The sequence below is a fragment of the Adlercreutzia sp. DFI.6.23 genome, from assembly GCF_024462535.1.
In the GTDB taxonomy this organism is placed as follows: Bacteria; Actinomycetota; Coriobacteriia; order Coriobacteriales; family Eggerthellaceae; genus Adlercreutzia; species Adlercreutzia rubneri.
In genome coordinates, this window is the sequence record NZ_JANGBP010000011.1 from 1 (window position 1) to 25,809 (window position 25,809).

Sequence of the window (25,809 nt, forward strand, 5' to 3'; positions counted from 1 at the left end):
GCCCGCGAGAGACAAGGGCGGTACGGCTTGAACGAAGTGAGAGGCAGCGCCTTTAGACGCTGCCGGCCCCCCTCGGCCTTATAGGCCCAGAGCAAACCACCCCTTTGAGGGGTGGTTCATGATTGCTATCGAAATTAGTTCCGTGGGGGCAACCAGAGTCGTGCCCTGGGGGGACGGAGATACGACGCTGATACGGTTGGCGCGAGGAACGAAACGGGACATTTCCGCGTCATTTTTACGGTTCGCTTGGTTTACCATGGCCCCAGCGACCGAGGCAATGTGTGCTTACCGTGATGGAGAAACGCAGGTTCAACCGCAGCGGGAAAAGCTCTGCTAAGATAGCAAGGCTATTCCTGCTCCGGTGTGTGCCTTCACCAGCCCGGAGCCGTAAAGTCCAAAGGAGGTGAGCTGATGAAGGCGTATGAACTGCTGTTTATTGTTGCTCCGACGATTGACGACGAGACGCGCGCTGGCGTTATGAAGCGCATCGAGACGACGATCACCGACGCCCAGGGCGTGGTGGACAACGTCGACAATTGGGGCAAGCGTAAACTCGCTTATGAGATCAACGGTCTGTCTGATGGCGACTACACTCTCATCGATTTCCATACTGACCCGCAGAGCATTGCCGAGCTCGATCGCGTGCTGCGCATCAACGATGCCGTTGTGCGTCACATGATCGTCGCCCGCACCGATCGCGACTAGTTGGAAACTGAGCGGTCCCGCAAAGGGGAGCGCTCACCATGAGAAGAGGTAGAAATGAGCATTAATCGAGTGATCATCAGCGGCAATCTGACCCGCGACCCCGAGCTGCGCAGCACCCAGTCCGGCATGGACGTCATGAGCTTCGGCGTGGCCGTGAACGACCGTCGTCGTAATCCTCAGACCAACGAATGGGAGGATTATCCGAACTTCGTTGACTGCACCATGTTCGGCAACCGGGCTCGCAGCCTGCACCAGTACTTGTCCAAGGGCACCAAGGTGGCCATCGAGGGCAAGCTTCGCTGGAGCCAGTGGGAGCGCGATGGTCAGAAGCGCAGCAAGCTCGAAGTCATCGTTGACGAGCTCGAGTTCATGTCGAGCCGCAGCGGCGGCGGCGCTCAGTCCTACGGCGGCGATTTCGGCGGCAACCAGGGCTATGCTCCGGCGACTCCGGCCTATAGTGCTCCGGCTCCCATGCCCGCACCGGCCCCGACGCCCGCGCCCATGCCCGCTGCTCCGGTTATCGACGCTTCCTCTTCCGTGTACGATGATGACATTCCGTTTTAAGCGAAACGAAAGAGGTTAATATGGCCGATTACGCTAAGCAGCCTCGTCGTAAGTATTGCCAGTTCTGCAAGGACGACGTGGAGTATATCGATTACAAAGATACTCAAATGCTGCGCAAGTACGTTACCGATCGTGGCAAGATCAAGCCCCGTCGCGTGACCGGTGCCTGCACCCAGCACCAGCGCGACATCGCGGAAGCTGTTAAGCGCGCCCGCGTCATGGCTCTCATGCCCTATGCCGTTCCCGCTGTCAGCGGCCGTGGCGATCGCCGCAACCGCTAGGCGAAGGGAGGAGAACCATGAAAGTTATTCTTCTGAAGGAACTCCAGGGCAAAGGCGGCGAGGGTGACGTCATCGACGTCAACCGCGGCTTTGCCAACAACTTCCTGCTGACCCAGGGCTATGCCGTGAAGGCTACCCCGGGCAACCTGAAGCAGCTTGAGGAGCGCAAGAAGAACATCGCCAAGCGCGAGGAGACTCGCATTGCCGATGCCAACGCTCTGGCCGAGAAGCTGAACGACGCCACCGTGCGCGTTATCGCCCAGGTGGGCGAGGAGGGCGTGCTCTTCGGTTCCGTCACTGCTCCTCTGGTGGCCGACGCCATCGCCGAGCAGCTCGACATCGAAATCGATCGTCGTCGTGTAGAACTGGGCAAGCCCATCAAGATGACCGGTACCTACCATGTGCCCGTGTCTCTGTACCGCGACATCAAGGGTACGGTAACCGTGGTCGTCGCTGGTGAGTCCGAGGCCGAAGAGGCCATCGACGCTATCGAGGAAGCTATCGATATCGCCGAGACTCCGGCCGACGAGATGGTTGAAGTTGACGGCGAAGTTGCCGCCGACGGCACCGTCGAGGTTGAGGTGACCGAGACCGAGGAGTAGTCCTCGTCTTGCGAGACCCTTTGATGGCCCCTCTTCGGAGGGGCCATTTTCTATAATGAGCCTGTTTCCCGTGAAACAGTGGCGGTAAGCCGAGTTCCAGCGTTCGCGGGAAGAAACGCGATACAATAGGCGCACCGACGACGCGAAGGATGTTTCATGCCCTACCAGCCTCAGCCTCCCATGGATGCCAACAATACGCCCGGACTTGCGCCCCGCGCGCAGTTGCCTCAGAACATCGAGGCAGAGCAATCGGTGCTCGCCGCCTGCCTGCTCAACGGGGAGGTGACCGAAGAGGCGGTCATGCGGCTGCGTCCGGAGAATTTCTTCCGTCCGGCCCATCGCATCATCTTCGAGGCCATCATCAGTCTCACGAACCGCCACATTCCCGTTGACCCCATCGCTCTCGCCGACACCTTGAAGTCCACGGGGCAGCTGGAGGCCGTGGGCGGCCGCGCCTATCTGGCCGAGCTAGCCGACAACACCTTCTCGCTCACCAGCTGGGAGCGCCATGTCGACATTGTCAAGCGGCAGTCCATTTTGCGCGAGCTCGTGTTCGCCGCCACGCAGATTAACGCTCTGGCCTATGACGCGCCCGATGATTTGGATCAGGTGGTGGAAGAGGCGGAGAAGACGCTCTTCAACGTAACCGAGAAACGCGTCAGCTCGTCGTTCCGCAAGATGGACGAGTTGGTAAGCGACGCCTACGAGGAAATTTCCCGTCTCGCCAACCAGAAGGACAAGATGGCCGGCGTTCCCACGGGCTTCAAGGACGTCGATGAGCTGTTTCACGGGTTTCGCGGCGGCGATCTGGTTATTCTGGCGGCGCGCCCCGGTGTTGGCAAAACCTCCTTTGCACTGAACCTGGCCACCAACGCGGCTAAATCCGGCGCCGCTGTGGCGTTCTTCTCGTTGGAGATGGGCGCCGAGCAGCTGGTTCAGCGTATCCTGTGCTCCGAGGCTCGCGTGAATCTCTCGAAGCTGCGCAGCGGCTTCATCGCCGAGGGCGACTGGGGTGCCTTGGCCGAAGCCTCGGGCAAGCTCTCCCAGCTGGATATGTTCATCGACGACACCCCAGGCCTCTCGGTACTGGAAGCCCGCGCCAAGGGCCGCCGCGAGCTGCATGGCCTGAAAGAGGGCCAAAAGGGCCTCATCATCGTGGACTACCTGCAGCTCATGCAGCCGGGTCCCATGACGGCCAATAAATCTACCAACGACCAAGTGAGCGAAATTTCCCGCGGACTCAAGATTCTCGCCAAGGAAATGAACATGCCGGTGCTCGCCCTGTCGCAGCTGTCCCGTGCCATCGAACAACGCGGCAAGGACAAGCGCCCCATGCTTTCCGACCTGCGCGACTCCGGCGCCATCGAGCAGGACGCCGATATCGTCATGTTCATCGACCGTTCCATGAACGAGATCGAGGCGGAAAGCGAGTCGCGCCCCGATTTGGGCATGGCCAAGCTCATCGTCGCGAAGCACCGCAACGGCGCCACGCGCGACATCGACTTGGCCTTCAACCCCGAGTTCACGAAGTTCATGGACTTTATTGACGACTCCCGCGTGGGCAGCTTCTAGGGTCTGTTCGTGCCGGAAACGCTGACATTCATCCACGCTGCCGACCTGCACATCGGTGCGCCGTTTCGCGGCCTGAGGGCGCTGTCCGATGAATGGGCGCGCCGTTTGGTAGATGCCATTCCCGGTGCTTGGGATCGCGTAGTGGAGGCGGCCGTGTCGCGCAAGGTCGATTTCGTGGTCGTTTCCGGCGACATCTTCGATTCGGTTCGCGCGTCCTATCGCGACTACCTGCGTTTCTTCGATGGATTGAACCGCCTGGATGCGGAGGGCATTCCCTCCTACCTGTGCACCGGCAACCACGATCCGCTGAGTCTTTGGCAGCAGGATTTCTTCGCGTTGCCCCCGTCCGCTACGATGCTCGCCGCCGATCGTCCCGATTTCGCCCTGTACGAGCGCGACGGGCGTCCCCTTGCGGTCATCGGAGGCCGCGGCTACCCGAACAAGGTGTGGTCGCCCAACGAGGACATCGCCGAGGGTATCACCCGCGCCGCCGCCATTCGGGCATTGGGCCCGCGTGCCGCCGAGGCGCCTTTTGCGGTGGGCGTGCTGCACACCGGGCTTACGCTCGATCCCGTGAAGGCTCCCACCGACCCCGTGGCGCTGCTGCGTGCTGGATTCGACTACTGGGCGCTCGGCCACATTCACAAGCGGTGGGTCAACGACGAGCGTGTGCCGCGCATTGCCTTTTCCGGCTGCATTCAAGGGCGCGATGTGCGTGAAACGGGCCCGCGCGGTGTCAACCTCGTCACGCTGGCGGTTGACGCGCCGCCGAAGGTGAGCTTCATCCCCACGGCCTCGGTGGTGTGGGAAAAGGTTCGCATCGACGTCTCCGATTGCACGAACATTCCGGCTCTGGTGTCCAAAACCATGCGGGAGCTGTTCGCGGTCAACGGCGACGCCTCCTGCGAGATGATGGTGTCGCGCATCATTCTCACCGGAGCGACCTCCCTTCACGAGGTGCTCGGCCGCCCCGGGGTGCTGGAAGAGGTGCGCGCCTCTTTGAACGATGCGTACTCGGAATTCTACTGCGATAGTCTCATCGACGAGACAACGGCTCCCATCGATGAAGAGGCGTTGCGCGCCGAGGGGCTGTTCCCAGCGGTGTTTCTTCGCACCGTTGATCGGCTCTCCGAGGATGTCGAAGGGCAGATCGACTATTTGCAGGAAGAATACCTCGCGCGCAACGTTCCCCTTACGGCGGCGCTTTCCGAGAAGAAGGCGCGCCAGCTCACGAACGAGGCTGCCCGGCTTGTGCTCGACTTGCTGCTGCAGGGGGGCGACGACCGATGACCGAGCCGCGCATCTACCTTCGCTCTATCCACTTGGAGCGCTTCGGCCGCTTTCACGATACGGTGGTCGGGCCCTTCAGCGATCGCATGAACATCGTCCTCGGCGCCAACGAGGCGGGCAAGACGACCGTGGCCTCCTTTGTGGGCGGCGTGCTGTTCGGTTGGGAAGAGGCTCGAGGAAACCGGAACACCTACAAGCCCGAGGGGGCCGAGCGAGCGGGCTCGCTGCTTTTCGCGCGGTCGGCGGGGGCGGACGCGAGCGCGGGTGCGAGGGAAGACGAGGAGACGTTCGTGCTTTCCCGCGCCCGCAATGCCGACGGCCTGCAGGGAGACACCTTCCTGGTGGAAGACATCGACAAGGACACCTATCGCACGATGTTTTCCCTGAACAGCGATGAATTGCGCTCGCTGCGCAACACGACGGACACGACGGCGAAGTTGCTGACGGCCGGTTCGGGCACAGGTTCGTCGCCGGCCCACGCCCTCGCTCATGTGAACGAGCGCTTGGCGGCATTCACCTCCCGCGCCGCCTCGGCCGAGCAGTCGATCCCCCAGCTTCTGGCCCGGCGCAACGCCCTGCGTGCCGAGCAGCAAAGCGCGGCTGACGTCGCCGATGCCTATCGTGCCCAAGATCGCGAGCTGCACGAGCTGGAGCCCGAGCGCGCCGCCATGGGGGAGCGGGTGGAAGAGGCCAACCGCGTGATTGAGGCGCTCACCATGGCCAAAAGTTCTCTGGCGGCTCTGGATGCCGAACGCGACAAGCTTAAGGGGGATATCGCCCGGCTGGCCAAGAGCGAGGAGGAGGCAGCCAACAACTACGAACTTCACGAGCGTTCCTGCGGGCGCCGCCTCGCCCGCCTGACGGCCTCCGACGAGCGGGCCTTGCGTGACCGCTTGGAAAACCTCGCGACCCGTCAATCGCGGCAGGCCCATGCCGTGGAGGTGGCTCGCGCGAACTACACATCCTCCGTGGCAGTGTACGAGGCTCTGCAGGAAACGGCCGACGATGAGGCCGATCGCCGCAGCGAGCGATCGAAGAGGCGCATTCAGGTGGCATTCTGCGTGGTCATTCCCGCCGTGCTGTTTCTTCTGGGCGTCCCTCTTTTCATCGAGGGCCGTGCCCGCGGTGCTCTCAGCTATATGGCCATCGGATTTCTCCTCTCCGTCTTCGCGGCGCTCATGGCCACCGGCGGCTTCGCCATGTTGTTCCGGCCGAACAAGGAGGAAGGCGCCCGCAAAGCCCGTTTCGACGACGCCCATTGGGTGATGATCCAGGATAAGAAGAAGCTGGAAGCGTGCCAGGCTGAGGAGGGATCGGTGGCCGCGCAGGTACGCGAGGCGCTGGATGAAGAAGGGCTGGGCGAGGCCCAAGGGTCGGTGCGCCAGGCTCGGGCACTTCTTGACGAGGCCCGCGAGGCACGTCAGGCCATGGCGCTGTGTCGTCAGCGCCAGCAAGCGGCGGCCGCTCGGCGAGCGGATGCCGAGCATCGCCTTCAGGAAATCGCCTCTGAACGGGCGGCGGCGCTTCAGCGCGCTGGATTGTCGCCTGAAAGCGGGGTAGGCGATGTCGAGGAGGAGCTCGAGCGGCGCGTTCGCCAGCGCACGGGGCTCATTGAGGCGCTGGAGTCCATGAACCAGCGAGCAGGGGAGTTGGCCGCTGTCCTCGCCCAAGCCGAAACGGAGCGCGACTTCGATCGCATCAAAATTGAGGTGCAGGAAGTGACCACGCGCTTGGAAGAGGCGCGCACCGATTTCGCGCGATTGCTTCTGGCCAAGCACATGCTGGAGGCGGCCATTGCCACCTGGGAATCGAAGCGCCAGCCAGAGGTGTATCTGCGGGCGAGCCGGTTGCTGTCCCTCATGACCGAAGGGCGGTGGACTCGCGTGAGCCTTACGCGCGAGGGCACTCTGGAGGTAGCCGACGCCCTCGGGCGCACGCGCCAGCCGGTGCATTTGTCCCTCGGCACGTGCCAGCAACTGTACCTGGCCCTGCGTATTGCGCTTCTTACCTGCGCCGATAACGTGGGGAGGGCCATTCCCATCCTCGCCGACGACATTCTCGTGAATTTCGACGAGCAGCGCCGGCTGGGGGCCGCCCGCGCTTTGGTGGAACTGTCGGAGCAGCGCCAGGTCATTCTCTTCACCTGTCACGAAGGGGTCGCGAGGGCCTTGAAGAAGACCGCGAAGCAATCAGGACGCCCGGCGACGGTGATCAACTTATAGGTTAAACGGGTGTGGCTGCATGAACTCAGTCACCAGAAAGACCACGAAGGACAGCACGAGCAGAATCCCCACAACGATGCTGAAGATGCGCCGGTTGCGCTGCAGGCGTCGCAGTGCCGTGCGCCTTACGAAGGCCCGATCGCCCTCGGGCGTGCCCAGGGGAGGATCTGCCGCAGGGGGCGTGCGGCGCGGTGGCTGGTTGTCGGTCATGTAGGGTCCTTCGCAAGCGGAAGCGTCTTAACTCCGTAAATCTTAGCACGAAGCCCTCCATTCCGAAGCATTAGCCTGTGCGGCTGGTATACTGAGCCCTTGCGGAATGTCGTTTTCAGGGCATTCCCCGCCCAACGTCGAAAGGACTTGAAGATGCCCAGCACAGTGCTCGTCGGCGCCCAGTGGGGCGACGAAGGCAAGGGTAAGATCACCGACCTCATCGCCAGCGACTACGATTACGTGGTGCGCTTCCAGGGAGGCAATAACGCCGGCCACACCGTCATTCACGGCGACAAGAAGCTGGCGCTGCACCTGATGCCCTCCGGGGTCATGTACGAGAACGCCGTGCCGGTCATCGGCAACGGCGTCGTGGTAGACCCGGGCGTGCTCGTGAAGGAAATGGCCATGCTTGAGGCCGAGGGCATCTCCTGCAAGAACCTGAAGATTTCCAACGACGCGCACCTTATCATGCCGTACCACAAGGATCTCGATGGCGCCGACGAGAAGAGCCTCGGCGACAAGAAGATCGGCACCACCAAACGCGGCATCGGCCCCTGCTACCAGGACAAGATGGGTCGCAAGGGCATCCGCATGCAGGACTTGCTGGACGAGAAGATCTTCCGCCTGAAGCTTGAGGCGGTGCTGGCCCAGAAGAACCCCATCTTGGAGAAGATTTACGGTCTGCACACCTACACGGTGGAGGAGATCTGCGACGAGTACCTGCCTTACGCGCGCATTCTGGCTCCCTATGTGTGCGAGTCGGCCCATATGCTGAACGAGGCGCTGGGCGATGGGAAGTCCATCCTCTTCGAAGGCGCCCAGGGCACGCTGCTCGACATCGACCATGGCACCTACCCGTTCGTGACCTCGTCCAGCTGCTGCGCCGGCGGCGCCTCCACGGGCACGGGCGTCGGCCCCAAGGCCATCGACCGCGTGCTGGGCATTCAGAAGGCCTACATCACCCGCGTGGGGGAGGGCCCCTTCCCCACGGAGCTGAAGTTCCCCGAGAACGGCGGCACCGGTCAGGATGCGGAGGACGGCGAGCTTCTGTGCGCCGCCGGTCATGAGTTCGGCGTCACCACGGGTCGCAAGCGCCGCTGCGGCTGGTTCGATGCCGTCATCGGGCGCTACGCCGCCGAGGTGAACGGGCTTACGGACGTGGCCCTCACGAAGCTGGACGTGCTTTCGGCCTTCGACACCATCAAGGTGTGCGTGGCCTACGAATGCGACGGCGTGCGCTACGACTACTTCCCCATGCAGCAATCGGTGCTGCACCACGCGAAGCCCATTTACGTGGAGCTGCCCGGCTGGAAAGACGAGGACATCACCGGTTGCCGCACCTACGAGGAGCTGCCGGAGAACACGCGCAAGTACATCGAGTATTTGGAAGAGGTGTGCGGCGTGCCCATGAGCATCATCTCGGTTGGCCCCGATCGCGACCAGACGATTATCCGCATGTCCTGGTTGAGGGACGAGTAGCTTTTACCTGCTGTCCGGGCGCGTCCCCCCGAGAGGGGTGCCGTGCTCAGACAGATGCGAAATGCGCTCATCCGATTCCGGCTCGCGGAATCGTGGGGCGCACTTCGCATAACTGCGCGCGGCACCCCTCCCGGGGGGACGCGCCCTACGCTAAGAAACAACTTGCTGCAAAGCGAGGAAAGGAACGAACGTGAACATTCTGCTGATCGGTTCGGGTGGGCGCGAACATGCCATCGCGTGGGCGCTGCAGAAGTCTCCGAACACCGACGTGCTGTACGTGGCGCCGGGCAACGGCGGCACGGCGGAAATCGCCGAGAACGTCGATCTGGATATCGCCGACGGCGAGGCGCTGCTGAGTTTCGTGCACGAGCGCAACATCGGGCTGGTGGTCATCGGCCCTGAGGCACCGCTGGTCGATGGCGTGGCCGATCTGCTGCGCGCCGACGGCGTCCCGGTATTCGGGCCCAACGCCGACGGCGCTCAGCTGGAAGGCTCCAAGGCCTATTCCAAGGCATTCATGGAAGCCAACGATATTCCCACGGCCGCTTACGGGCGCTTCGACGACGAGGCCGCTGCGCTTGCCTACGTGCGCGAGCAGGGCGCGCCCATTGTCATCAAGGCTGACGGCCTGGCGGCGGGCAAGGGCGTTGTGGTGGCCGAAACCGTGGAAGATGCCGAGGCTGCCGTGCGCGCCTGCTTCGACGGTGCCTTCGGCGATGCCGGCTCCACCGTGGTCATCGAGGAGTGCATGACGGGCCCCGAATGCTCGCTTCTGTGCTTCGTCACCGCCGGACAGTCGTTCCCCATGGCCCCCGCCCAGGATCACAAGCGCGCCTACGACGGCGACTTGGGCCCCAACACCGGCGGCATGGGCGTGTACTCGCCGGTGCCCATCGTCACCGACGAGGAAATGGCTGCCATGGTGGCCATCATGGAGAAAGCGGCCGCCGCTACGGCCGTTGCTCCCTTCACCAGCGACTATCGCGGCACCCTGTACGGCGGCTTCATGCTGACCCCGGAAGGCCCGAAGATCGTGGAGTTCAACGTGCGCTTCGGCGACCCTGAGACGCAGGTCGTGCTGCCCCGCTTGGAAAGCGATCTGGTGGAGATCATGCTCGCGGTGGCCGAGGGGCGCCCCGAGGACGTGCAGCTGGAGTGGTCCGACGACTGGGCCGTTTCCGTGGTGCTTGCCAGTGAGGGGTACCCGGGCGCTTACGAAAAGGGCAAGGTCATCTTGGGCATCGAAGAGGCCGAGGAGCTGCCCGGCGTGACGGTTTTCCATGCGGGTACTCGCCGCAACTACGATGGCGAGCTGCTCACCAACGGCGGTCGCGTGCTGAATGTGGTGGCCAAAGGCGACGGCTTCGAAGAGGCTCGCGAGCGCGCCTACGAGGCCTGCGACCTCATCAACTTCGAAGGCAAGATGTACCGCCACGACATCGGCAAGAAAGCTTTGCAGGGCCGCAGCGCGTGGGATCAATAGCCGCTGTCTAGAGGTTCAGCGCTAGGGATAGATTCCGTAGGGGCGGACCAAAGGTCCGCCCTTCTCAACCAAGGCAACCAGCCAAGAAAGAAGGAATGCGCGATATGCTTTCAGAACGAATGCTTTCCAAGGTAGTGGAGGCGTGCACGGCCAACTACCTGCAGCTTAAGCCCTGCGACGAGGCGTTCATGCCCTCGCCCAACCCGGGGCAGCCTTATATGCTGTACATGCATGTGCCGTTCTGCGAGCGTTTGTGCCCCTACTGCTCCTTCAACCGCTTCCCCTTCCGCGAGGATCGCGCGAAGCCCTATTTCCAGAACATGCGCCGCGAGATGCGCATGCTGAAGGATCTTGGCTACGACTTCGATTCCGTGTACATCGGCGGCGGCACGCCCACCATTATGATCGACGAGCTGTGTGAGACTATCGATATGGCCCGCGATCTGTTCTCTGTCAAAGAGGTCTCCAGCGAGACAAATCCGAACCATCTCACCCATGAGTACTTGGAAAAGTTGAAGGGCCGTGTGCAGCGCCTGTCCGTGGGTGTGCAGTCCTTCGACGACGACTTGCTGCGCCAGATGGATCGCTACGAGAAGTACGGCAGCGGCCAGGAGATTCTCGAGCGCATTCAGGAGGCGTCGCCGTACTTCGTTTCCATGAATGCCGACATGATCTTTAATTTTCCCGCGCAGAACGAGGACACGCTCATCCGCGACATTGAGATGGTGGTGGCCTCCGGCGCAAGCCAGACGACGTTCTACCCGCTGATGGCCTCGCCGTCGGTGCAGCGGTCACTGGCCGCCACGGTGGGCAAGGTGGACTACAACCGCGAGCGCCGCTTCTACGAGATCATCTGCGATCTGCTGCTGGGAGATTTGCCTGGCGGGCAGCCGGGCCTGTTCGAGTTGGGCAGCGCCTGGACGTTCAACCGCCGCGGCACCGGTGCGGCCGGCGAGGACGCCATGATCGACGAGTACGTGGTCGATTACGAGGAGTACCCGGCCATCGGCAGTGGCGGCATCACCTATCTGGGCGAGAATTTGTACGTGAACACGTTCTCGGTGCGCGAGTACAACACGGCCATCGAGGCGGGGCATATGTCCATGATGGGCAAGACCACGTTCTCGCTGCGCGACCGCATGCGCTACCGCTTTATGATGCAGCTGTTCGGTCTGCGTCTTGATAAGCGCCAGTTTGCGCGCGATTTCGGCATGTCCGTCGAGCGCGGCCTGCCCGTGGAGATGGGCTTCATGCGCGCGTGCGGGGCTTTTGCCACCGACAACGCCGAGGAGCTGACGCTGACCCCCAAGGGCCGCTATCTGGTGGTGGTCATGATGCGCCAGTTCTTCATCGGTGTGAACAACCTGCGCGACCAGGCTCGCGCGGCGCTCACGGGAGAGGAGCGCGAGCTTATCTTCGGCGACGGGAAAGATTGCGGGACCGTGGTGGCCAAGCCGGCATCGGCCGACGCTGTCGCGGCGGAAATTGCTCGGGAAGAGGAGGCCTCGGCGATTCTTGATGGCACTCAAGCCGTGGCTTCGGGGGAATAAACGGCGCCGATGACTTATGTTTCCATCATAACGCTGGTCACGTACGCCCTCGTGCTGGGGTTGCTAGCCGTCGTATCCGTTATCGATGTGCGGTCGCGGCGCGTGCCCAATGTGCTGGCCGGCGCACTGGGTCTTCTGTGGGTGGCTTGGCGTGTGGTGCTCGGGTTCGCGGGAGCGCACATGGGCTTGGGTTTCCGAGCTGAGTTCCTCGGGCCCGCGCCTGATGTGCTGGTGCCTCCCGGGTTGGAAATCGGCGGCATCTCCTTTGCGAGCGGCATCTTAGGCGCTGTGGTGCTCGGCGGAGGCTTGCTTGTGCTGACGACGGTTTACGAGCTTGTTCGGCGCAAGGAGGCTTTCGGCGGCGGTGATATCAAACTCATGGCCGTGCTTGGGTTGTTTCTCGGGTTAGAGCGCGGGGTTGTTTGCCTGCTGACGGCGTGCGTGCTCAGTGTCGCCTATGTGTTTGGCCGCGAGATTGGCCGCCGAGTGATGGGACGAGGGCGGCGCAGCTGTCGGAAAGGCGCGGGAGCGTCCGACGCGTTGCTTGGCCGAGGCCGCGGATCTTCCGATCCGGCTTCTGTTAGTGAGCCCTTCTTGAGCGGCGCCATTCGGGAAGTTACCACCGAGCAGGATCGCGATTCCCTCCTCGCCGGCACGATGCCCTTTGCCCCTTTCATCGCCCTCGGCACCCTCGTCGCCTTCGTGGCGTAAACTGAGCACCAAACATGAGTCGAGGGGGCATTCCCCCCGACTCATCACTCATTCCGTTTGCGAAGGTGCTCGGCGAGGAAGGGGACGTCGAAAGCGACCTTTCCCCGGCCGGCGCTTTTGATGACGCCGCCCTCAATGAGCCGTCGACGGTATTTCTGCGCATAGTCGACCGTTGCACCCATGGCCTCAGCGATGGCGGCTATAGGCGCAGGATCTCCCAGTACGGCCATAGCTTCAAGAAAGTTTACGTCGCGTTCAGAAAGAGCGGCGAGCGTGGTGGCGCAGACGTCACTTTGGAAATCATCGCCCGAGGTTCGGAGCGCTTCGGCGAGGCTTTCTTCAGACACCTTGCCGTTTTCAGCATAGAGACAGGTGTAATGCCCCACAAGCTGAAGAAGATAGGGACTGCCAGCGGTGTACGCCGCCGCGTCACGGCGCAGATCGCTTGCTATAGCGATGCCAAGAGAGTCGAACGATCGCTTGAAGAAGGCATCCACTTCCCCCTGCTCCAGCGGAGGAAGAGTAATCTTCCGCGCTCGGTTGAGGAACGTGAGCACTCTGTCGTTGAGCGTTGTGGAAACAGCTCCCGGCAGACCGGCCATAACAAGGGACACATTCAGCCTCTCGCCCACCATTTCCTGGTAGGTGCCGATGAGGTGACGAACCTCCGGCGACGAGGCCTGCAGTTCATCTATCAGGATAAGCGCCCCCCGATCTTTTGCAGTGAGTTGGCGGCACAGTTGCACGAGTCGCTGTTGGGGGCTTTTGGTTGTTGCCGCGTCCCTCTCTAGTTGGATGCCCGCTGAGAAACCGAGCGCTCCTACGCTGCCGCCGGTGAGATGCAGCTTTCCGTCTGCAGATAGCTGACAGTCGTCCTCGAGCTTTTCGAGAATGCGCTCAAGCATGCCATCTGAGACAATGGTGGGGTTGGCCACGGCGAACCCCTGCTTTCGCATGCGGTCAGCCAGCTCCCAAAGAAGCACCGTCTTCCCGCTTCCTCGCTGGCCCAGTATCACAACAGCTCGCTCGCGGCTGCCCGGCCGCGATTGAAGGCCCTGCTCCAACTGGTCGAGTAGCTGTTCACGGCCCACCAGGAAAGAAGGGCGGTTACCGAAGGAGGGGGAGAACACCTCGTCATACATAGTTTTCCTTTCTTTCCTTTGTTTTCCTTTCTTTCCTATTATTTCCTTTTTTTCCTATTTGTCAAAGTGACGGGTAATTCGCCCGCAGTGCTGCGGCCCCGGTGTCGCTGCTCAGCAGTAGGACATCAGCTCTCAGCTGCCGCTGATTTAGGGGTGTTTTGTCGCAGGGCTCCTTGAGAGGCCTTCTGCGAAGCGCCATTGGACTACAACCCACAAATTCGGATTTTAGTAAATTTTAATTCGGATTTTGGTAAAATGAAACTCGGATTTTAGTAAACAATCCGAGAGGAGTCACTGTGGGTCAAGCATCCGTCAAGCCCCAAGGATACCTTCCTCGCCTCGTTGATGAGCAGGTGGAACGTTGTCTGAGGATATTCGGCGCCGTGGAGATAGAGGGCACGAAGTGGTGCGGAAAGACATGGACGGCGCGGCAACATGGCGCCTCCATCAGCTACGTGGACGAAGAGCTGTCCCTGGCGCAGGACGACCCCTCGCTCATGCTCATGGGGGAGCGCCCGCATGTCATTGACGAGTGGCAGCACGTACCCGCCATCTGGAACCTCGTGCGCCATGGTGTTGACGAGACGAGGGGCCTACGGGGCGCCTGGATCCTCACGGGCTCTTCGACGCCGCCCAATCACCGCAGCGCGGCAGGGGAGGGGGATAAAAGGCACAGCGGCGCGGGGCGAATCGGCCGCATCAAGATGTCCCCTATGACGCTCTCCGAATCGGGGGAATCCGAGAAAAGCGTCTCTCTCGCCCGACTTTTCGAGGAACCCCCTGTTCCGGTTATCGTCGGGGGCAATACGGAGCAGCTCGTCGATGTGACCTGCCGGGGTGGCTGGCCTGAAGCAGTCGACCTTTCTCCCTTGGATGCCCAGGCGATTGTCCGCGAGTACCTCTCTGCGATCTGTTATGAGAGCGCTCCCGACCAAGGTCTTGATCCTTTTGTTGCCGAGCGCATCATCGCCTCGCTGGCTCGCAATTTGGGGCAGGCTGCCACCTATGGCACCATTAGGGAAGACGCCCTGGGGTCAACGGGAGACGACCTCGCCGATCGCCAAATCGGCGAGTATCTCAGCTTCTTCAATCGTATCTATCTTGTCTCGGAGGTTCCCGGCTGGGAGCCCCCGTCCCGCTCGAAGAAACGCCTGCAGGTCAAGCCGAAGCGGTATTTGGCAGACCCTTCGCTCGCCGTCGCAGCGCTCGGCATGTCGCCGGCTGTCCTGCTCGAGGATTGGCAGACGTTTGGACTGGTTTTCGAGAACCTATGTCTTCGCGACCTCGTTGCATATACCCGTGCGCATGAGCTCGCCCGCCCTATTCCCGTTCGCTACTACCGCGATGACTCCGGGCTCGAGGTGGACGCCATCGTGGAGCTGGCGGACGGCCGTTGGGCCGCCTTCGAGATCAAGACGAGTGAAAGTAAGGTCGACCAGGCGGTTTCGAATCTCAAACGGCTTCGCAAGAAACTCTGCGAGAACCCCCGAGCTCAGACGAGGCCCCCAGCGTTCATGGCCGTTATCGTGGGCATAGGGAAGTACGCGCGCGTCGTTGAGGAGGGCATCTACGTTATACCCATTCGTGCGCTGACGGCATAATGCGGCAAAAAAGTTCTTGCAATGGGGAGGGCATCCCGCTAAAATATACGGACGCGCAAGGAACCAGTGGTTTCGCGCCTATGGTCGGGTAGCTCAGTTGGTAGAGCAGCGGACTGAAAATCCGCGTGCCGAGGGTTCAAGTCCCCCTCCGACCACCATGAATTTGAAAAGACCCCCAGTCATGGGGGTCTTTTTGTATCTGGGCAAATCCCCTGGTGGGCCCACGGAAGCAACGGCGATCATTCGCGGTTGCTCCAAACCACAGGACTCAGGGGAATCTCAGAAAGAATCTCTGAATTCAGAGATTAATATCAGAATTCAGAGATTCTTCCGAGATCGCAGGCTGTATCTTAAAAGGCACGGCCTAGAGCTGATGCAGTTCTACGGTGCCGTGCTCGTAGATGGCGTAGCTGGCGGAGCCATCTTTGGGGTGACCGATGCTGCCGGGATTGACGAAGGTGACCGCTGGCGCAGCGAAAGTCCCGGCTCCTTCTTCCTCGCTCGTGCCCCGCGCGGCCGCGATGCCTTTTGCGAACGCCGGCGCCGCTTCCGGCCCGATGCCTTTCACGTGGGTGTGGCCCGAGAGTACGAATGATCCTGCAGGAAGCCCCGCAACGGCGGCCGCCAAATCCAGATGCCCATGGGTGAGCAGCAGCGTCGTCCTCTCGTCCACTACCAGCGCATAATCGCCTAGGCAGGGGAAGTTCAGCACCATCTGATCCACCTCGGAGTCGCAGTTGCCCCGCACTGCCGTGATGCGATCGGCCAGCCCGTTCAGCAGCTTCGCCACCTGGGCCGGCGCGTAGCCCTCGGGCAGGGGGTTACGCGGCCCGTGATACAGCAGGTCGCCAAGCAGCAGCAGCCGGTCGGCGCCCTCTTCGCGAAAGCGCGCCACCAGCATTTCAGCGGCTGGCAGCGCGCCGTGAATATCGGAAGCAATGAGATAGCGCATAGGGCTCTCCTTCAAAACGGGTACGCTCCCATAGCGCCCCATCGATAGTGCCTCGCCAGTATAGCAGCGCTCTTCGAAACATCGGCATTCGTCATAGATTGGCAATAGATCGTGCCGTTGACCTCCGTGTCGCAACAAATAATTACATGCGAGGAAGGAGTTGTTGCAGCAACGGCTTCCGAATGCGTCAGCGGTGGTATGATCGTGGGGGAGAGAACGAGGCGCGAGGAACCGCAGCTGGCGGCTTTTCGTTTGGATGAAGCGCAAAGGGGCTGGTTATGACGATATTTCATCGGGTGACCGAGGGCAAGCTCGGCTCTCATGATGGGTGCGCGATCGAAGATGAGGTGTCCCAGGAATTTCTTGATCGCATTCCCGGAGGTCTGTTTCGCTATCGCGCCGACGATGAAGGCGGCACGATCGATTATGTGAGCCGCGACGTGCTGGAGCTGTTCGGCTGCGCTACCTACGAGGAATTCTGCGCCATTACGGACAACAGCTTTATCGGCATGGTCCACCCGGATGACCGCCGGCGCGTCACCGACGAGATAACCTCCCAGATCAAGTGCGGCAACACCTACGCGGTTACCTATCGGCTGAATCGTCCCGACGGCGCCGAAGTATGGGTGGACGACCGCGGCCGCTATGTGGTGGACGACGAGGGACAGGCGTGGTTCTATGTCACCATCATCGACATCACCGAGAAGATGAGCTACCAGCGCAAGCTGGAACGGGCCGAAGAGCGGGTGGAAATGCTCACAGTGCTCTCGCGCGACGTTATCTTCGATATCGACTGCCAGGCGCAGACCGGCGAGATCTTCGGCGATTTCGAGGCGCGCTTCAACCGTGAGCCGCAGTCGGACGACCTCATTTTGCAGAAGCGTTGCGACAAAGAATGCTCTATCGATCTGGAAGTGCACGACATCGAGCGCATTCGCGACATCGTTGCGCAAGGCGACTTCATCGATATGGAAACCTCGCTACCCAATGCGGAAGGCGACCCCATCTGGTGCCGCTACCAGTCTTTCGTGCTATTCAACGGCGTTGGTTGTCCCGTTCGCCATGTGGGTCGTCTTCTGGACACCCACGAGATGGTCATGCGCGAGGCCACCCTGCGGAAGAAGGCCGAGCTGGATGGCCTTACGGGCATCTTCAATCGCGAGGCCGCCATGACGCGCATCGAAAAGGCGCTGACGAGTGAGGATTGCGCCCAAGGTTGCAGTCTCTTTCTCGTGGACGTGGACAACTTCAAGCAGGTGAACGACGGTTTCGGCCACCCGGAAGGCGATCGGGTGCTGCAGGAGATTGCCGCGTTTCTCAGCCGGAACATGCGTAAGGATGACGTGGTGGCCCGCCTCGGTGGCGACGAGTTCGCCGTGTTTGCCGCCGGTCTCGTGCCTGGGCCGGCTTTAGACCGCGTGCTGTCCCAGCTGTCCGGCGGCATTTACGCCACAACGCCGCGCCCCGCCGATATGCCCGAGGGCTTACACCCCTCCATCACCATCGGCGCGGTGGCCTGCACCCGCACGCCCGTCACCTTCGACGACCTGTACCAGGTGGCTGACGAGGCGCTCTATGTGGCCAAGCGCGCCGGCAAAAGCCAGGCGGCGCTGCGGTACCTCGACTAACTCGACTAATCCTTGCTCCGATAAACGGCCGGCGTCCGTCTTCCTTCGAAGGAGCCGGGCGCTGGCCGTTTTGTGATGTTCGCGAAAGGCTAGCTCACCGTGTAGAAGGCGTACTCGGCCTCGCCCTGGGGGAAGGTGGCCTTTATTTCGTAGAGGTAGTTCGGCTCGATGCGCAGGGCCGTGGTGCCATCGTCGCCCAAGGTGTAGGGCACGTCCTCGCCATCGGCCTGCGGGTCAACTTTCGCCGTATCGCCTTTCACCAAGGGCTGGCGCTCGATTTCTACAGACGTCGGGTTCACGGAGAAGGCTGCGAAGGCGTCGACGCCGCTAGGGATGCGTGCGTCGATCACCGTCTCGTTCAGCGCACCGCTTCCGTCGGCGGCAAACCCATCAACCTGGGACGTGCTGGTTTGGCCGTCTTCTGTTTGCCACTGCCAGTCAAACTCGTAGGGATTCAAGACGACCGAGGTGTCGGCCTGATCCGTTTTGTAGCTGAGGCTGCCGACGGGTACTTGGCTCTGATCGGGGGCAGCGAATACGGTGTCCACGATGTCGGCGTACTGCTCGGCATCGGCAGGGCTGCCCGTTTCAACGACCTCGACCTTTGTGATGCCGGGGTACTGCCCCGGGTAGCTTTCCAGCATGATGCCGTTGCCCGTGACCTGCACGATATTGCCCGCGACCAAGGCCTCTTCGTCGGTCTGCTGCCCGTCGACGATGATGGTCGCGTCATCAATTTCCGTAGGAATGTAGGGAGTCTGCGTCTCCTGGTCGACGAAAAGCACCTGATCGCCGTTGGCGTAGGCAACCATAGCGGTGCTGACGATGTCGCCCTGGGTCGCCTCGCTTGCTCCGTCAGCAGAGCGATTTCCCACGGCATCGGGTTTGCCAGGCGAGTCGTTGGTGCCGCCGGTGCAGCCGGGCAACATGAGCATGAAGCTGGCGGCAGCAAGTGCCACCACGAGCAGAGCAAGGGAGGTGCGAATATGTTTCCTCATGGCGAGACCTTTCAACGAGGAGCAGAGGGGCGTTTTGAAGGAATGCCTTGCGCTGTTCCAGAACGTCGCCTCCTTAATGCGGTTGACTTTCCCATGATAATGCACAGAAAAGCGAGGAGGATTTGAGCGATTGCGAAACGTTCCTGGCTTGCTACGCAATTTCACCCATTCTGCACGGTTTTCCAGCGGAACGTGCCTGCGTGTGGATTTTGCGGCGCCTAAAGGGCCTTCGCCTTTTCTACGCAGGCGACGATGGCGTTCATGACCGACGCACGGAAGGCACCCTCTTCCAGGGCTTTCACGCCTTCGATCGTGGTGCCGCCCGGTGAGCAGACCATATCCTTCAGGTCGCCGGGATGCCGTCCTGTTTCCAGAACGAGCTGGGCCGAACCGGCCACGGCGGCGGCGGCGAACTCATAAGCTTGGGCGCGCGGCATCCCAGCGGCCACGGCCCCGTCGGCCAAAGCTTCGATGAACATGAAGACAAACGCGGGGGAGGAGCCAGCTGCGGCGCTGGCGGCGTCCATCAGGCGCTCGGGAATGACGATGGCCCGGCCGAAACTTTCCATGAGTCGTAGGCAGAGGGCTTCGTCGGCCTCCGTCGCCCCCGGCCCAGGCACGACGGCGGTGCACCCGGCGTTTACGAGGGCCGGGGTGTTCGGCATGCAGCGGATGAGCCGCATGGCGGTAACATCGCGATTGAAAAGGGCCGCGATGCGCTCGAGTGTGAGACCAGCGGCGATAGAGATAACCAGTGTGTTCTCGTTTACGACCTCGCGAATTTCGGCGATCACTTCGGGGAAGAACTGGGGCTTTACGGCGAGCACCAGCACATCGGCCGCTTCGGCAACTTCGCGGTTGCTGGCAGTGACGGCGATGCCGAATTGCTCGGCGCGCTTCTGTCGCGTGGCCTCGGTCTTGGCCGAGCCGATGATGTTGGCAGCGGTGATCACCGTCGCGTCGCCGTCTTCGCCGCTGAACGTTGTGCCCTCGCGCAGCAGGCCTCCGATAATGGCCGTGGCCATATTCCCCAGCCCAACGAAACCGATCTTCATGGGAATCCTCCCCTTTCCTTTCTGCAAGGACCCGCAAACTGATTCCATCATTTTCGCGCGTCCAGAGGTGTTGAGTTCTCTCGAAACTCCCATCTATTTCTGGTTCGCCCCTCGAAACTCCCATCTATTTCTATTCTGCGGTTACTAGACTGATCTGGGAAAACGCAAAGAAGTTCCTGGTCAGCGCATTGGAAATAGATGGGAGTTTCGAGGGGCGAACCTAGTATACAAGAAGAGCCCCCGACATGGCCGGGGGCTCGAAAGATGCCGTGCGCTACGGCGGGCAAAGCTGCTGGATCGGTGGATGCCTTTCGGAACCGTTAGGCCCGCAGGAACAGCGGCTACACTTCCAGGTTCTTGAAGGCGTCGGGCACTTCTTTGAAGCCCTTGGAAATGACAGCGGCAATGATGAGGCCCACGATGAACCAGCTGATGCCCACGCCATAGGTGAGCGCATCGAAGCCGGTGAACACGTAGATCAGAATAAGGATACCGATCCAGGGGCAGATGAGGTAGCGCAAGACGGCCTTGGCGCCGCGCTGCTTCTCCTTGCACCAGAAGTACCAAAACACGCCGAAGTTCAGGACGATGAACGACGCCAGCGCGCCGAAGTTCACCATGGGGGCGAGCACCGTCATGCCGCCGAATTGACCGGCGGTCAGAGTGAGGACCAGCGAGAACGCGCCCAGGAAGATAGCGGCCACCCAGGGGGTCTGGTACTTGGGATGCACCTTGCCGAGCACGCGGGGCAGCACGCCGTCGCGGCCCATGGAGAACAGCAGGCGCGAAGAGGCGATCTGGGCATTCATGATGTTGGCGATGCCGATGGCGACGATGTTGATAACCAGCATGAAGTTCTGCAGCAGCAGACCGCCGGCAGCGTAGCAGGCATCGAAGAAGCCCATGTCGGGATCGGTATTCGCCCAGTCGGGAAGAATGAGAGCGGCCACATAAGTCTGAGCCACGAACACGACGATCATGATGCACAGCGCGATGAGGATGCCCTTGCCGATGTTCTTCTCGGGCTTGTAGGTTTCCTCGGCCAGGGTGGACATGCCGTCGAAACCGAGGAACGACAGGCAGGCCAGGGATACGGCCGTGGCCACAAAGTGGAGGTCGACCTCGCCGGGCTTGTAGAACGGCTCGGTGGAGAACTCGCCGTAGCCGCCGCCGCCGGAGACATACATGCAGCCCACAGCGATGAACACGATGAGCGCCAGGATCTCCACGGCGAAGATGATCCAGTCAACGCCCTTCGACATGGTGATGCCGCGCACGTTCACAAACGTGTTGAAAGCGATGAACACGACCACCCAAAGCCACCAAGGCGAGCCAGGCACGAGGGTGGTTCCCCAGTTGGCGACCATGACCAGCAGAAGAGAGGGCACCAGGATGTAGTCCAGCAGGATGAGCCAACCGGACATGAAGCCCACATGCGGGTTGATGGCGCGCTGCACGTAGGAGTACACCGAGCCCGCGATGGGGAACTTGCTGGACATCGCGGCGTAGCTCAGGGCTGTGAAGCTGATGGCAACGAATCCGATGATGTACACGAGCGGGGTCAGACCACCGGAATCAACCTGCAGCGAGCCCCAGATGGACTGCGGTGCGATGAGCACCATGAACAAAACGCCGTACAGAACGACGTCGTGAAGCTGAAGGCCGCGCCTCAGCTCCTGCTTGTAGCCGAACGCCTCGATGTCCTCGCCGAGGCCGATAGTCGGCTCTTGGATGGGTTGTGACATAGACGTCTCCTCTCTATCCCTTCCAAGTCTTCTCCTCGTGAATCGTGCGGCCCGTGATCCCTCCCAACACGGGTCGGGCGATTCCCCTTTCCTGCGCATTGTGCGCGGCCATAGCTTACCATTTGACTCAAGGTAAAAGGACAAGAACAAGGGAAAACTCGCCTGTATAGGCATGATATTGGGGGAAGTGCGGGGAAGAGGGGCGAGGCGAGAACGTCAAACGAATAAAAAAGCAGCAAAGCAGAAAGAGGCCGGCGTGCGAGCCGGCCTCTCGGAGGGGGTGCTGTTGCGGGTGCTGGCGTCTACCCCACCAGCGGCGGGAACTCGGTCAGCTTCGGGGTGCCGATGCGCAGGGACAGCTGCACCTCGCAGGGCTTGCAGCCCTGGCTGATCTCCACGTCGGATTGCACCGACATGTACATGTAGGTTTCCACGGCGTCCCATCCGGTGATGCGCATGAGCAAGCGCTGCATCTCCTTCGACGCGCACACGAGCGCCTCGTTGTACTCCTGGGCGCTGGTGTTCACGTACCACTTGCCCGCCGGGCCGAAGGTTTCCAGCACCGGCCAATGCAGCTCGAAGTTCTTCAACACGTTCACGCGGACGGTGATCTGCGCGGCGATCTCGATACCGGTGCCGCACAGTTCGGCGTCGCCCATGGTGGCGTGCACGTCGCCCATCTGCAAAAGCGCGCCGGGAACGCGCACGGGGAAGTAGAGACGGGTGCCCTTGGTGATGAGCTTGTTGTCCATGTTGCCGCCGTAGTTGCCCACGAAGCCATCGGCCGGTGCCCCCTCGTCTGGCGCGGTGCCGATGACGCCGATCATGGGGTTGATGGGGAAGCGCACGCCGTTGAAGTCGGCCATGCCGCCCTCGATCTTGATCTTCTTCGTGCGGTAATCGGTGCCCTCGAACAGAGGACCGCAATGGTCGTCAGTGGCGATGGTGCCCTCGTCGGCCACCTGGATGTCGTAGATGTCCACGACGAGCACGTCGCCCACTTCAGCGCCTTCCACGTACACAGGGCCGGCGGCGGGGTTGGTGATGTTGTAGGAGAAGTCCATGTCCTTCATGGTGACGGTTTCGTCGGTCAGGCGGCCCGAGAAGCAGTCGAGCGTGTTGAACTGCAGCACCTCGCCCGGCTGGGCGGTGTAGCACGGCGGATTGTCCTTCGAGAATGCGTACACCCTGTCTTCGATGATTTGCACGGTTTCCTCCTCTGCTTGCGTGATGGCGCGACCCCTTGCCGCGCTGGGTTCCATCATACTCTTCTTAGATTACTCGTGCAGGCGGGCCTTCGCGGTTATCTCGGTCGTGGTGATTTTCCACACGAGCGTGTGTGAAAGCTCCTCAGCCAGGGCGGTGTCGAAATGGGCGAGGTTCTCGGCAGCGTAGCGCTCGACGATGGCGTGCAGGGCGGCAATGCGCTCGGCGTCGTCGGTCACCTCGGCGATGGTGCCGCGCACCACGGCGCTGGCATACTCGGTGGAGTACGCCTCGGGCAGCGGCACGACATCGCGCACGCCTACCAGGCACACTGCGGGGTGCTCGCGCAGAAGCTTCGACTTTGTGCCGTGCTTGGCGGAATGAACGTAGATGGCGCCCTCGAGCACCGCCGGAGACACGGGGATGCTGTAGGGAAGCCCCTCGTCGTCGGTGGTCGAAAGTATGGCGTAGGGGCACGTCTCAAGCACGTCCCAGCCGAATTCCTCGCTTTGCTCGCGGTCCTTCCTGCGCATGGATGCCCCTTTCGACGCTCGTGGATGCTGTCCGCATTATAGCGCGGGAAACTTTAGGAGAGCATCGCCAATTCAATGCGGAAAAGTCATCAATGTTTAACTTATGGAATGGGAGCATTCTCGTGCTTTTCCTGGGGATAGGTGATTGAATACCTATCCCGTTTTTAGTACAGTTTCTCTGTAAGTCTAGCAATATACTAGACATTAATAAGATGAGCGATGTCGGCCCCGGGCCGACGCTGATTGAAAAGAGTTTCACGTGAAAACGCTGCTTACTTTTGCTTCGCGATCTTGTGCTGCGCTGAAAAGCCGCCTCGGCGTGCCGGTGATGGCCGGCGTTCTCGCCCTTGCCCTTGCCGCGGCACCGCTTCCGGCCATGGCCATGGAAGATGACCGCACTGACGAGTCGGTCTTGGCGGTCCCTGCGACCGCCAGCGGTGAGGCGGCCGGCGAGAAGACCGGTGCCGACGCTAATGCCGATGAGGAGGCGACGCAAACGGTCACCATCTACCATTTCGAGCTCGTGCACTACGACGACCCGACGCTCGAGGATTGGGGCGTTCCTGAGCTGACCGGTACGCGTCTGCTCGGCACCACGACGGTGGAAGGCTTGAAGCCGGGCGATGTGGTGAAGGCATGGGATCATGTGGGCACCAACCCCGGGTTCGCCTTCTTCGACGGCTGGCCGCGTGAGCTGACCGTTTCGGAAGACCCGTCGAAGAACGCCATTCGGCTGAACTACTTCCGTCAGTCCAGCGATGTGACGGTGAACTACTACGAGGCGTCCTTGCTGGACGCTTCAGGGTCGATGCCGCTGTACAACCATACGGTGGTCGAGACGATCGGCGATCATACGGTCGGGTTCACGAAGATGGGCAGCGAGGTACGTAGCAACGAGCTGTTCGCCGACGTTCTAACGGGCGATGAGCTGACCGAGGCGACTGAACCCGTTGATGGTCTGGCCTATGTGGGCAGCTACCCCGAGGACGTGTTCGTGAACATGGACTCCTCGAAAAACGAGATCAACCTCGTCTACACGTGTCCTGTGGTGCGACCCGATGAGATTGAAGTGGGAACCGAATCGACCGAGACGCCCGACGATCCGGACGCGGGCGAGACGCCTGGTGATCCTGTCGCGCCGGAGGCTCCGGATGCAACGCCCGACGGGCCCTCCGACGGCGTCACGGGCGATGGGGGCAGCGCGCCGGGGACGCCGGGCGGCTCCTCGGGCAGCGGTTCGGACGCGAGCAAGCCGAACGCGGGAGCGACTTCCAACGGCGGCAGCCAAGGCACCCAAGTGATCGATGAGGCTGCGGCGGAGAATGCCAATCACGCCGAAGCGGAGGCTGCTTCCAAAGACGGTGTGCTGACGCTTCCTCAGACGGGCGACGAGAAGGGCCTGGTGTTCGCCGTGATCCTTCTTGTGAGTGGCGTTGCCGCCGTTGGGGCCGCCATGGCGTTTCGCAAGATTCGCCGTTAGCGCGCGTTTCTTCGTTGTACACTCTGGGAGGCAATCTTCAGTAAGAGGAAGCGACAACGGTGGGAACGAATCAGGCACGCTGCGAACAACATTACGAGCAACGCTATGAGCAATGGGCGGCTCCCCTGCGGGGCCGCCCTGGCGTTGTTCGGGCGCTCAACATCGTCAACCGCGGCATCGTGATAGTGTTCTATGTGGTCTATGCTTTGTTGCTCGGGTGGGCCTGCGTGAGCGATCCGTGGAGGCTGGTTCCCCTCGTCGGCGTCACCGCCGTGGGGTTCGTCGCAGTGAGTTTCTTCCGGAGGCGGTTCAATGCGCCGCGGCCCTACGAGTGCTGCGCCATCGCGCCGCTCATTGCTCGCGATGGCGCGGGTAAGTCGTTTCCGAGTCGGCATACCTTCTCGGCCTTCGCCATTGCGGCAAGTTGGTTCGTGGCCAGTGTGCCCGTTGCCGTCGTGCTGCTGGTCGCGGCCGGTGTGCTCGCGGTTTGCCGCGTTCTCGGCGGCGTGCACTTTCCGCGTGACGTTGTTGCCGGTGCCCTCATTGGCTCCGCTACGGGTGCGCTTGCTGCTTTTCTTGCGGCGCTGCTCTAAAGGCTTGACCTGGGGTTTGCAACCAGAAGGCGCTTGTGCGTTGCGGAAATTGATGCCGTAAGTTGGTAGAATGCACCTTGCGTGACAGGTAAAGTGATCGTTGTTGATCAACCGAACTTGTCCTTTGGGGAAGGCGACGACTGATGGCACGGGTTCCTTCGCGGCGCCCGAAAGCACAGGGCAGCGGCCTTCCCTCGTTCAGAGAAA

The 25,809-nt window shown here is 61.5% G+C and carries 23 protein-coding genes and 1 tRNA gene; 16 read left to right on the forward strand and 8 right to left on the reverse strand.

Annotation, left to right across the window (positions count from 1 at the left end; all coding sequences use genetic code 11):
* The first annotated feature begins 411 nt into the window (after nucleotides 1–411).
* The 7 genes from rpsF (at nucleotide 412) to NE591_RS10215 (ending at nucleotide 7,236) form a co-directional block, all read left to right on the forward strand.
* Nucleotides 412–705: a 30S ribosomal protein S6 gene (rpsF, locus tag NE591_RS10185; RefSeq protein ID WP_022738031.1), complete on the forward strand. Its 294-nt coding sequence runs from the start codon at nucleotides 412–414 to the stop codon at nucleotides 703–705.
* Nucleotides 706–759: 54 nt separating this feature from the next.
* Nucleotides 760–1,269 (forward strand): single-stranded DNA-binding protein, encoded by a 510-nt coding sequence (locus NE591_RS10190; RefSeq protein ID WP_114540538.1) that lies wholly within the window; start codon nucleotides 760–762, stop codon nucleotides 1,267–1,269.
* Between the two features lie 20 nt (nucleotides 1,270–1,289).
* Nucleotides 1,290–1,550 (forward strand): 30S ribosomal protein S18, encoded by a 261-nt coding sequence (rpsR, locus tag NE591_RS10195; protein ID WP_022738039.1) that lies wholly within the window; start codon nucleotides 1,290–1,292, stop codon nucleotides 1,548–1,550.
* Between the two features lie 17 nt (nucleotides 1,551–1,567).
* Nucleotides 1,568–2,152 carry a 50S ribosomal protein L9 gene (gene rplI, locus NE591_RS10200; protein WP_114540539.1) on the forward strand — a complete coding sequence of 195 codons (585 nt, stop codon included), beginning with the start codon at nucleotides 1,568–1,570 and terminating at the stop codon, nucleotides 2,150–2,152.
* Nucleotides 2,153–2,332: 180 nt separating this feature from the next.
* The gene (gene dnaB / locus NE591_RS10205; RefSeq protein WP_227069955.1) at nucleotides 2,333–3,724 is read left to right on the forward strand and encodes a replicative DNA helicase; all 1,392 of its coding nucleotides are present in this window, start codon (nucleotides 2,333–2,335) and stop codon (nucleotides 3,722–3,724) included.
* A 9-nt stretch (nucleotides 3,725–3,733) separates the two neighbouring features.
* Nucleotides 3,734–5,014: a DNA repair exonuclease gene (locus NE591_RS10210; protein WP_256156663.1), complete on the forward strand. Its 1,281-nt coding sequence runs from the start codon at nucleotides 3,734–3,736 to the stop codon at nucleotides 5,012–5,014.
* Nucleotides 5,011–7,236: an ATP-binding protein gene (locus tag NE591_RS10215; RefSeq protein WP_173111258.1), complete on the forward strand. Its 2,226-nt coding sequence runs from the start codon at nucleotides 5,011–5,013 to the stop codon at nucleotides 7,234–7,236. Before NE591_RS10210 ends, NE591_RS10215 begins: the two co-directional genes overlap by 4 nt.
* On the opposite strand, the gene NE591_RS10220 is transcribed toward NE591_RS10215, so the two are convergent.
* Nucleotides 7,231–7,446: a hypothetical protein gene (locus NE591_RS10220; protein ID WP_022738058.1), complete on the reverse strand. Its 216-nt coding sequence runs from the start codon at nucleotides 7,444–7,446 to the stop codon at nucleotides 7,231–7,233. The genes NE591_RS10215 and NE591_RS10220 overlap by 6 nt on opposite strands.
* A gap of 153 nt (nucleotides 7,447–7,599) precedes the next feature.
* Here NE591_RS10220 and NE591_RS10225 point away from each other — a divergent pair, with 153 nt between their 5' ends.
* The 4 genes from NE591_RS10225 (at nucleotide 7,600) to NE591_RS10240 (ending at nucleotide 12,669) form a co-directional block, all read left to right on the forward strand.
* A complete protein-coding gene (locus NE591_RS10225; protein WP_173111261.1) occupies nucleotides 7,600–8,925 on the forward strand; it encodes an adenylosuccinate synthase in 1,326 nt (441 codons plus the stop codon).
* A 190-nt stretch (nucleotides 8,926–9,115) separates the two neighbouring features.
* On the forward strand, nucleotides 9,116–10,408 hold the full coding sequence (gene purD / locus NE591_RS10230) for a phosphoribosylamine--glycine ligase (RefSeq protein WP_173111264.1): 1,293 nt from the start codon (nucleotides 9,116–9,118) through the stop codon (nucleotides 10,406–10,408).
* Between the two features lie 104 nt (nucleotides 10,409–10,512).
* On the forward strand, nucleotides 10,513–11,958 hold the full coding sequence (locus NE591_RS10235; RefSeq protein WP_173111267.1) for a coproporphyrinogen III oxidase family protein: 1,446 nt from the start codon (nucleotides 10,513–10,515) through the stop codon (nucleotides 11,956–11,958).
* A 9-nt stretch (nucleotides 11,959–11,967) separates the two neighbouring features.
* The gene (locus NE591_RS10240) at nucleotides 11,968–12,669 is read left to right on the forward strand and encodes an A24 family peptidase (protein ID WP_173111270.1); all 702 of its coding nucleotides are present in this window, start codon (nucleotides 11,968–11,970) and stop codon (nucleotides 12,667–12,669) included.
* Between the two features lie 44 nt (nucleotides 12,670–12,713).
* Here the strand turns inward: NE591_RS10240 and NE591_RS10245 are convergent, their stop codons facing one another.
* Nucleotides 12,714–13,811, reverse strand: a complete 1,098-nt coding sequence (locus tag NE591_RS10245; RefSeq protein WP_173111273.1) for an ATP-binding protein — start codon at nucleotides 13,809–13,811, stop codon at nucleotides 12,714–12,716.
* Between the two features lie 296 nt (nucleotides 13,812–14,107).
* Here NE591_RS10245 and NE591_RS10250 point away from each other — a divergent pair, with 296 nt between their 5' ends.
* Complete coding sequence (locus NE591_RS10250; protein WP_173111276.1) at nucleotides 14,108–15,412, forward strand: ATP-binding protein; 1,305 nt, start codon at nucleotides 14,108–14,110, stop codon at nucleotides 15,410–15,412.
* Nucleotides 15,413–15,494: 82 nt separating this feature from the next.
* Nucleotides 15,495–15,570, forward strand: a tRNA-Phe gene (locus tag NE591_RS10255).
* A gap of 206 nt (nucleotides 15,571–15,776) precedes the next feature.
* Here the strand turns inward: NE591_RS10255 and yfcE are convergent.
* A complete protein-coding gene (gene yfcE / locus NE591_RS10260) occupies nucleotides 15,777–16,364 on the reverse strand; it encodes a phosphodiesterase (RefSeq protein ID WP_114540549.1) in 588 nt (195 codons plus the stop codon).
* 278 nt (nucleotides 16,365–16,642) lie between these two features.
* Between yfcE and NE591_RS10265 the strand changes: the two genes are divergently transcribed.
* Complete coding sequence (locus NE591_RS10265) at nucleotides 16,643–17,992, forward strand: sensor domain-containing diguanylate cyclase (RefSeq protein WP_157013001.1); 1,350 nt, start codon at nucleotides 16,643–16,645, stop codon at nucleotides 17,990–17,992.
* Nucleotides 17,993–18,081: 89 nt separating this feature from the next.
* Here NE591_RS10265 and NE591_RS10270 read toward each other — a convergent pair whose 3' ends face one another.
* From NE591_RS10270 to NE591_RS10290, 5 genes are all read right to left on the reverse strand, one after another.
* Entirely contained in the window at nucleotides 18,082–18,990 is a 909-nt protein-coding gene (locus NE591_RS10270; RefSeq protein WP_114540551.1) for a hypothetical protein, read from the reverse strand.
* Between the two features lie 218 nt (nucleotides 18,991–19,208).
* Entirely contained in the window at nucleotides 19,209–20,045 is an 837-nt protein-coding gene (gene proC / locus NE591_RS10275) for a pyrroline-5-carboxylate reductase (protein ID WP_114540552.1), read from the reverse strand.
* Between the two features lie 341 nt (nucleotides 20,046–20,386).
* On the reverse strand, nucleotides 20,387–21,790 hold the full coding sequence (locus tag NE591_RS10280; protein ID WP_114540553.1) for an APC family permease: 1,404 nt from the start codon (nucleotides 21,788–21,790) through the stop codon (nucleotides 20,387–20,389).
* 302 nt (nucleotides 21,791–22,092) lie between these two features.
* Nucleotides 22,093–22,998, reverse strand: a complete 906-nt coding sequence (locus tag NE591_RS10285) for an acetamidase/formamidase family protein (RefSeq protein ID WP_227069936.1) — start codon at nucleotides 22,996–22,998, stop codon at nucleotides 22,093–22,095.
* Between the two features lie 69 nt (nucleotides 22,999–23,067).
* Nucleotides 23,068–23,529, reverse strand: coding sequence for a pyridoxamine 5'-phosphate oxidase family protein (locus tag NE591_RS10290; RefSeq protein WP_114540554.1), 462 nt, complete (start codon nucleotides 23,527–23,529; stop codon nucleotides 23,068–23,070).
* Between the two features lie 259 nt (nucleotides 23,530–23,788).
* On the opposite strand from NE591_RS10290, the gene NE591_RS10295 reads away from it, so the two are divergent.
* Both NE591_RS10295 and NE591_RS10300 read left to right on the forward strand, forming a co-directional pair.
* Nucleotides 23,789–25,009 (forward strand): LPXTG cell wall anchor domain-containing protein, encoded by a 1,221-nt coding sequence (locus NE591_RS10295; protein ID WP_114540555.1) that lies wholly within the window; start codon nucleotides 23,789–23,791, stop codon nucleotides 25,007–25,009.
* A gap of 59 nt (nucleotides 25,010–25,068) precedes the next feature.
* Entirely contained in the window at nucleotides 25,069–25,602 is a 534-nt protein-coding gene (locus NE591_RS10300) for a phosphatase PAP2 family protein (RefSeq protein WP_114540556.1), read from the forward strand.
* Nucleotides 25,603–25,809: the final 207 nt, after the last annotated feature.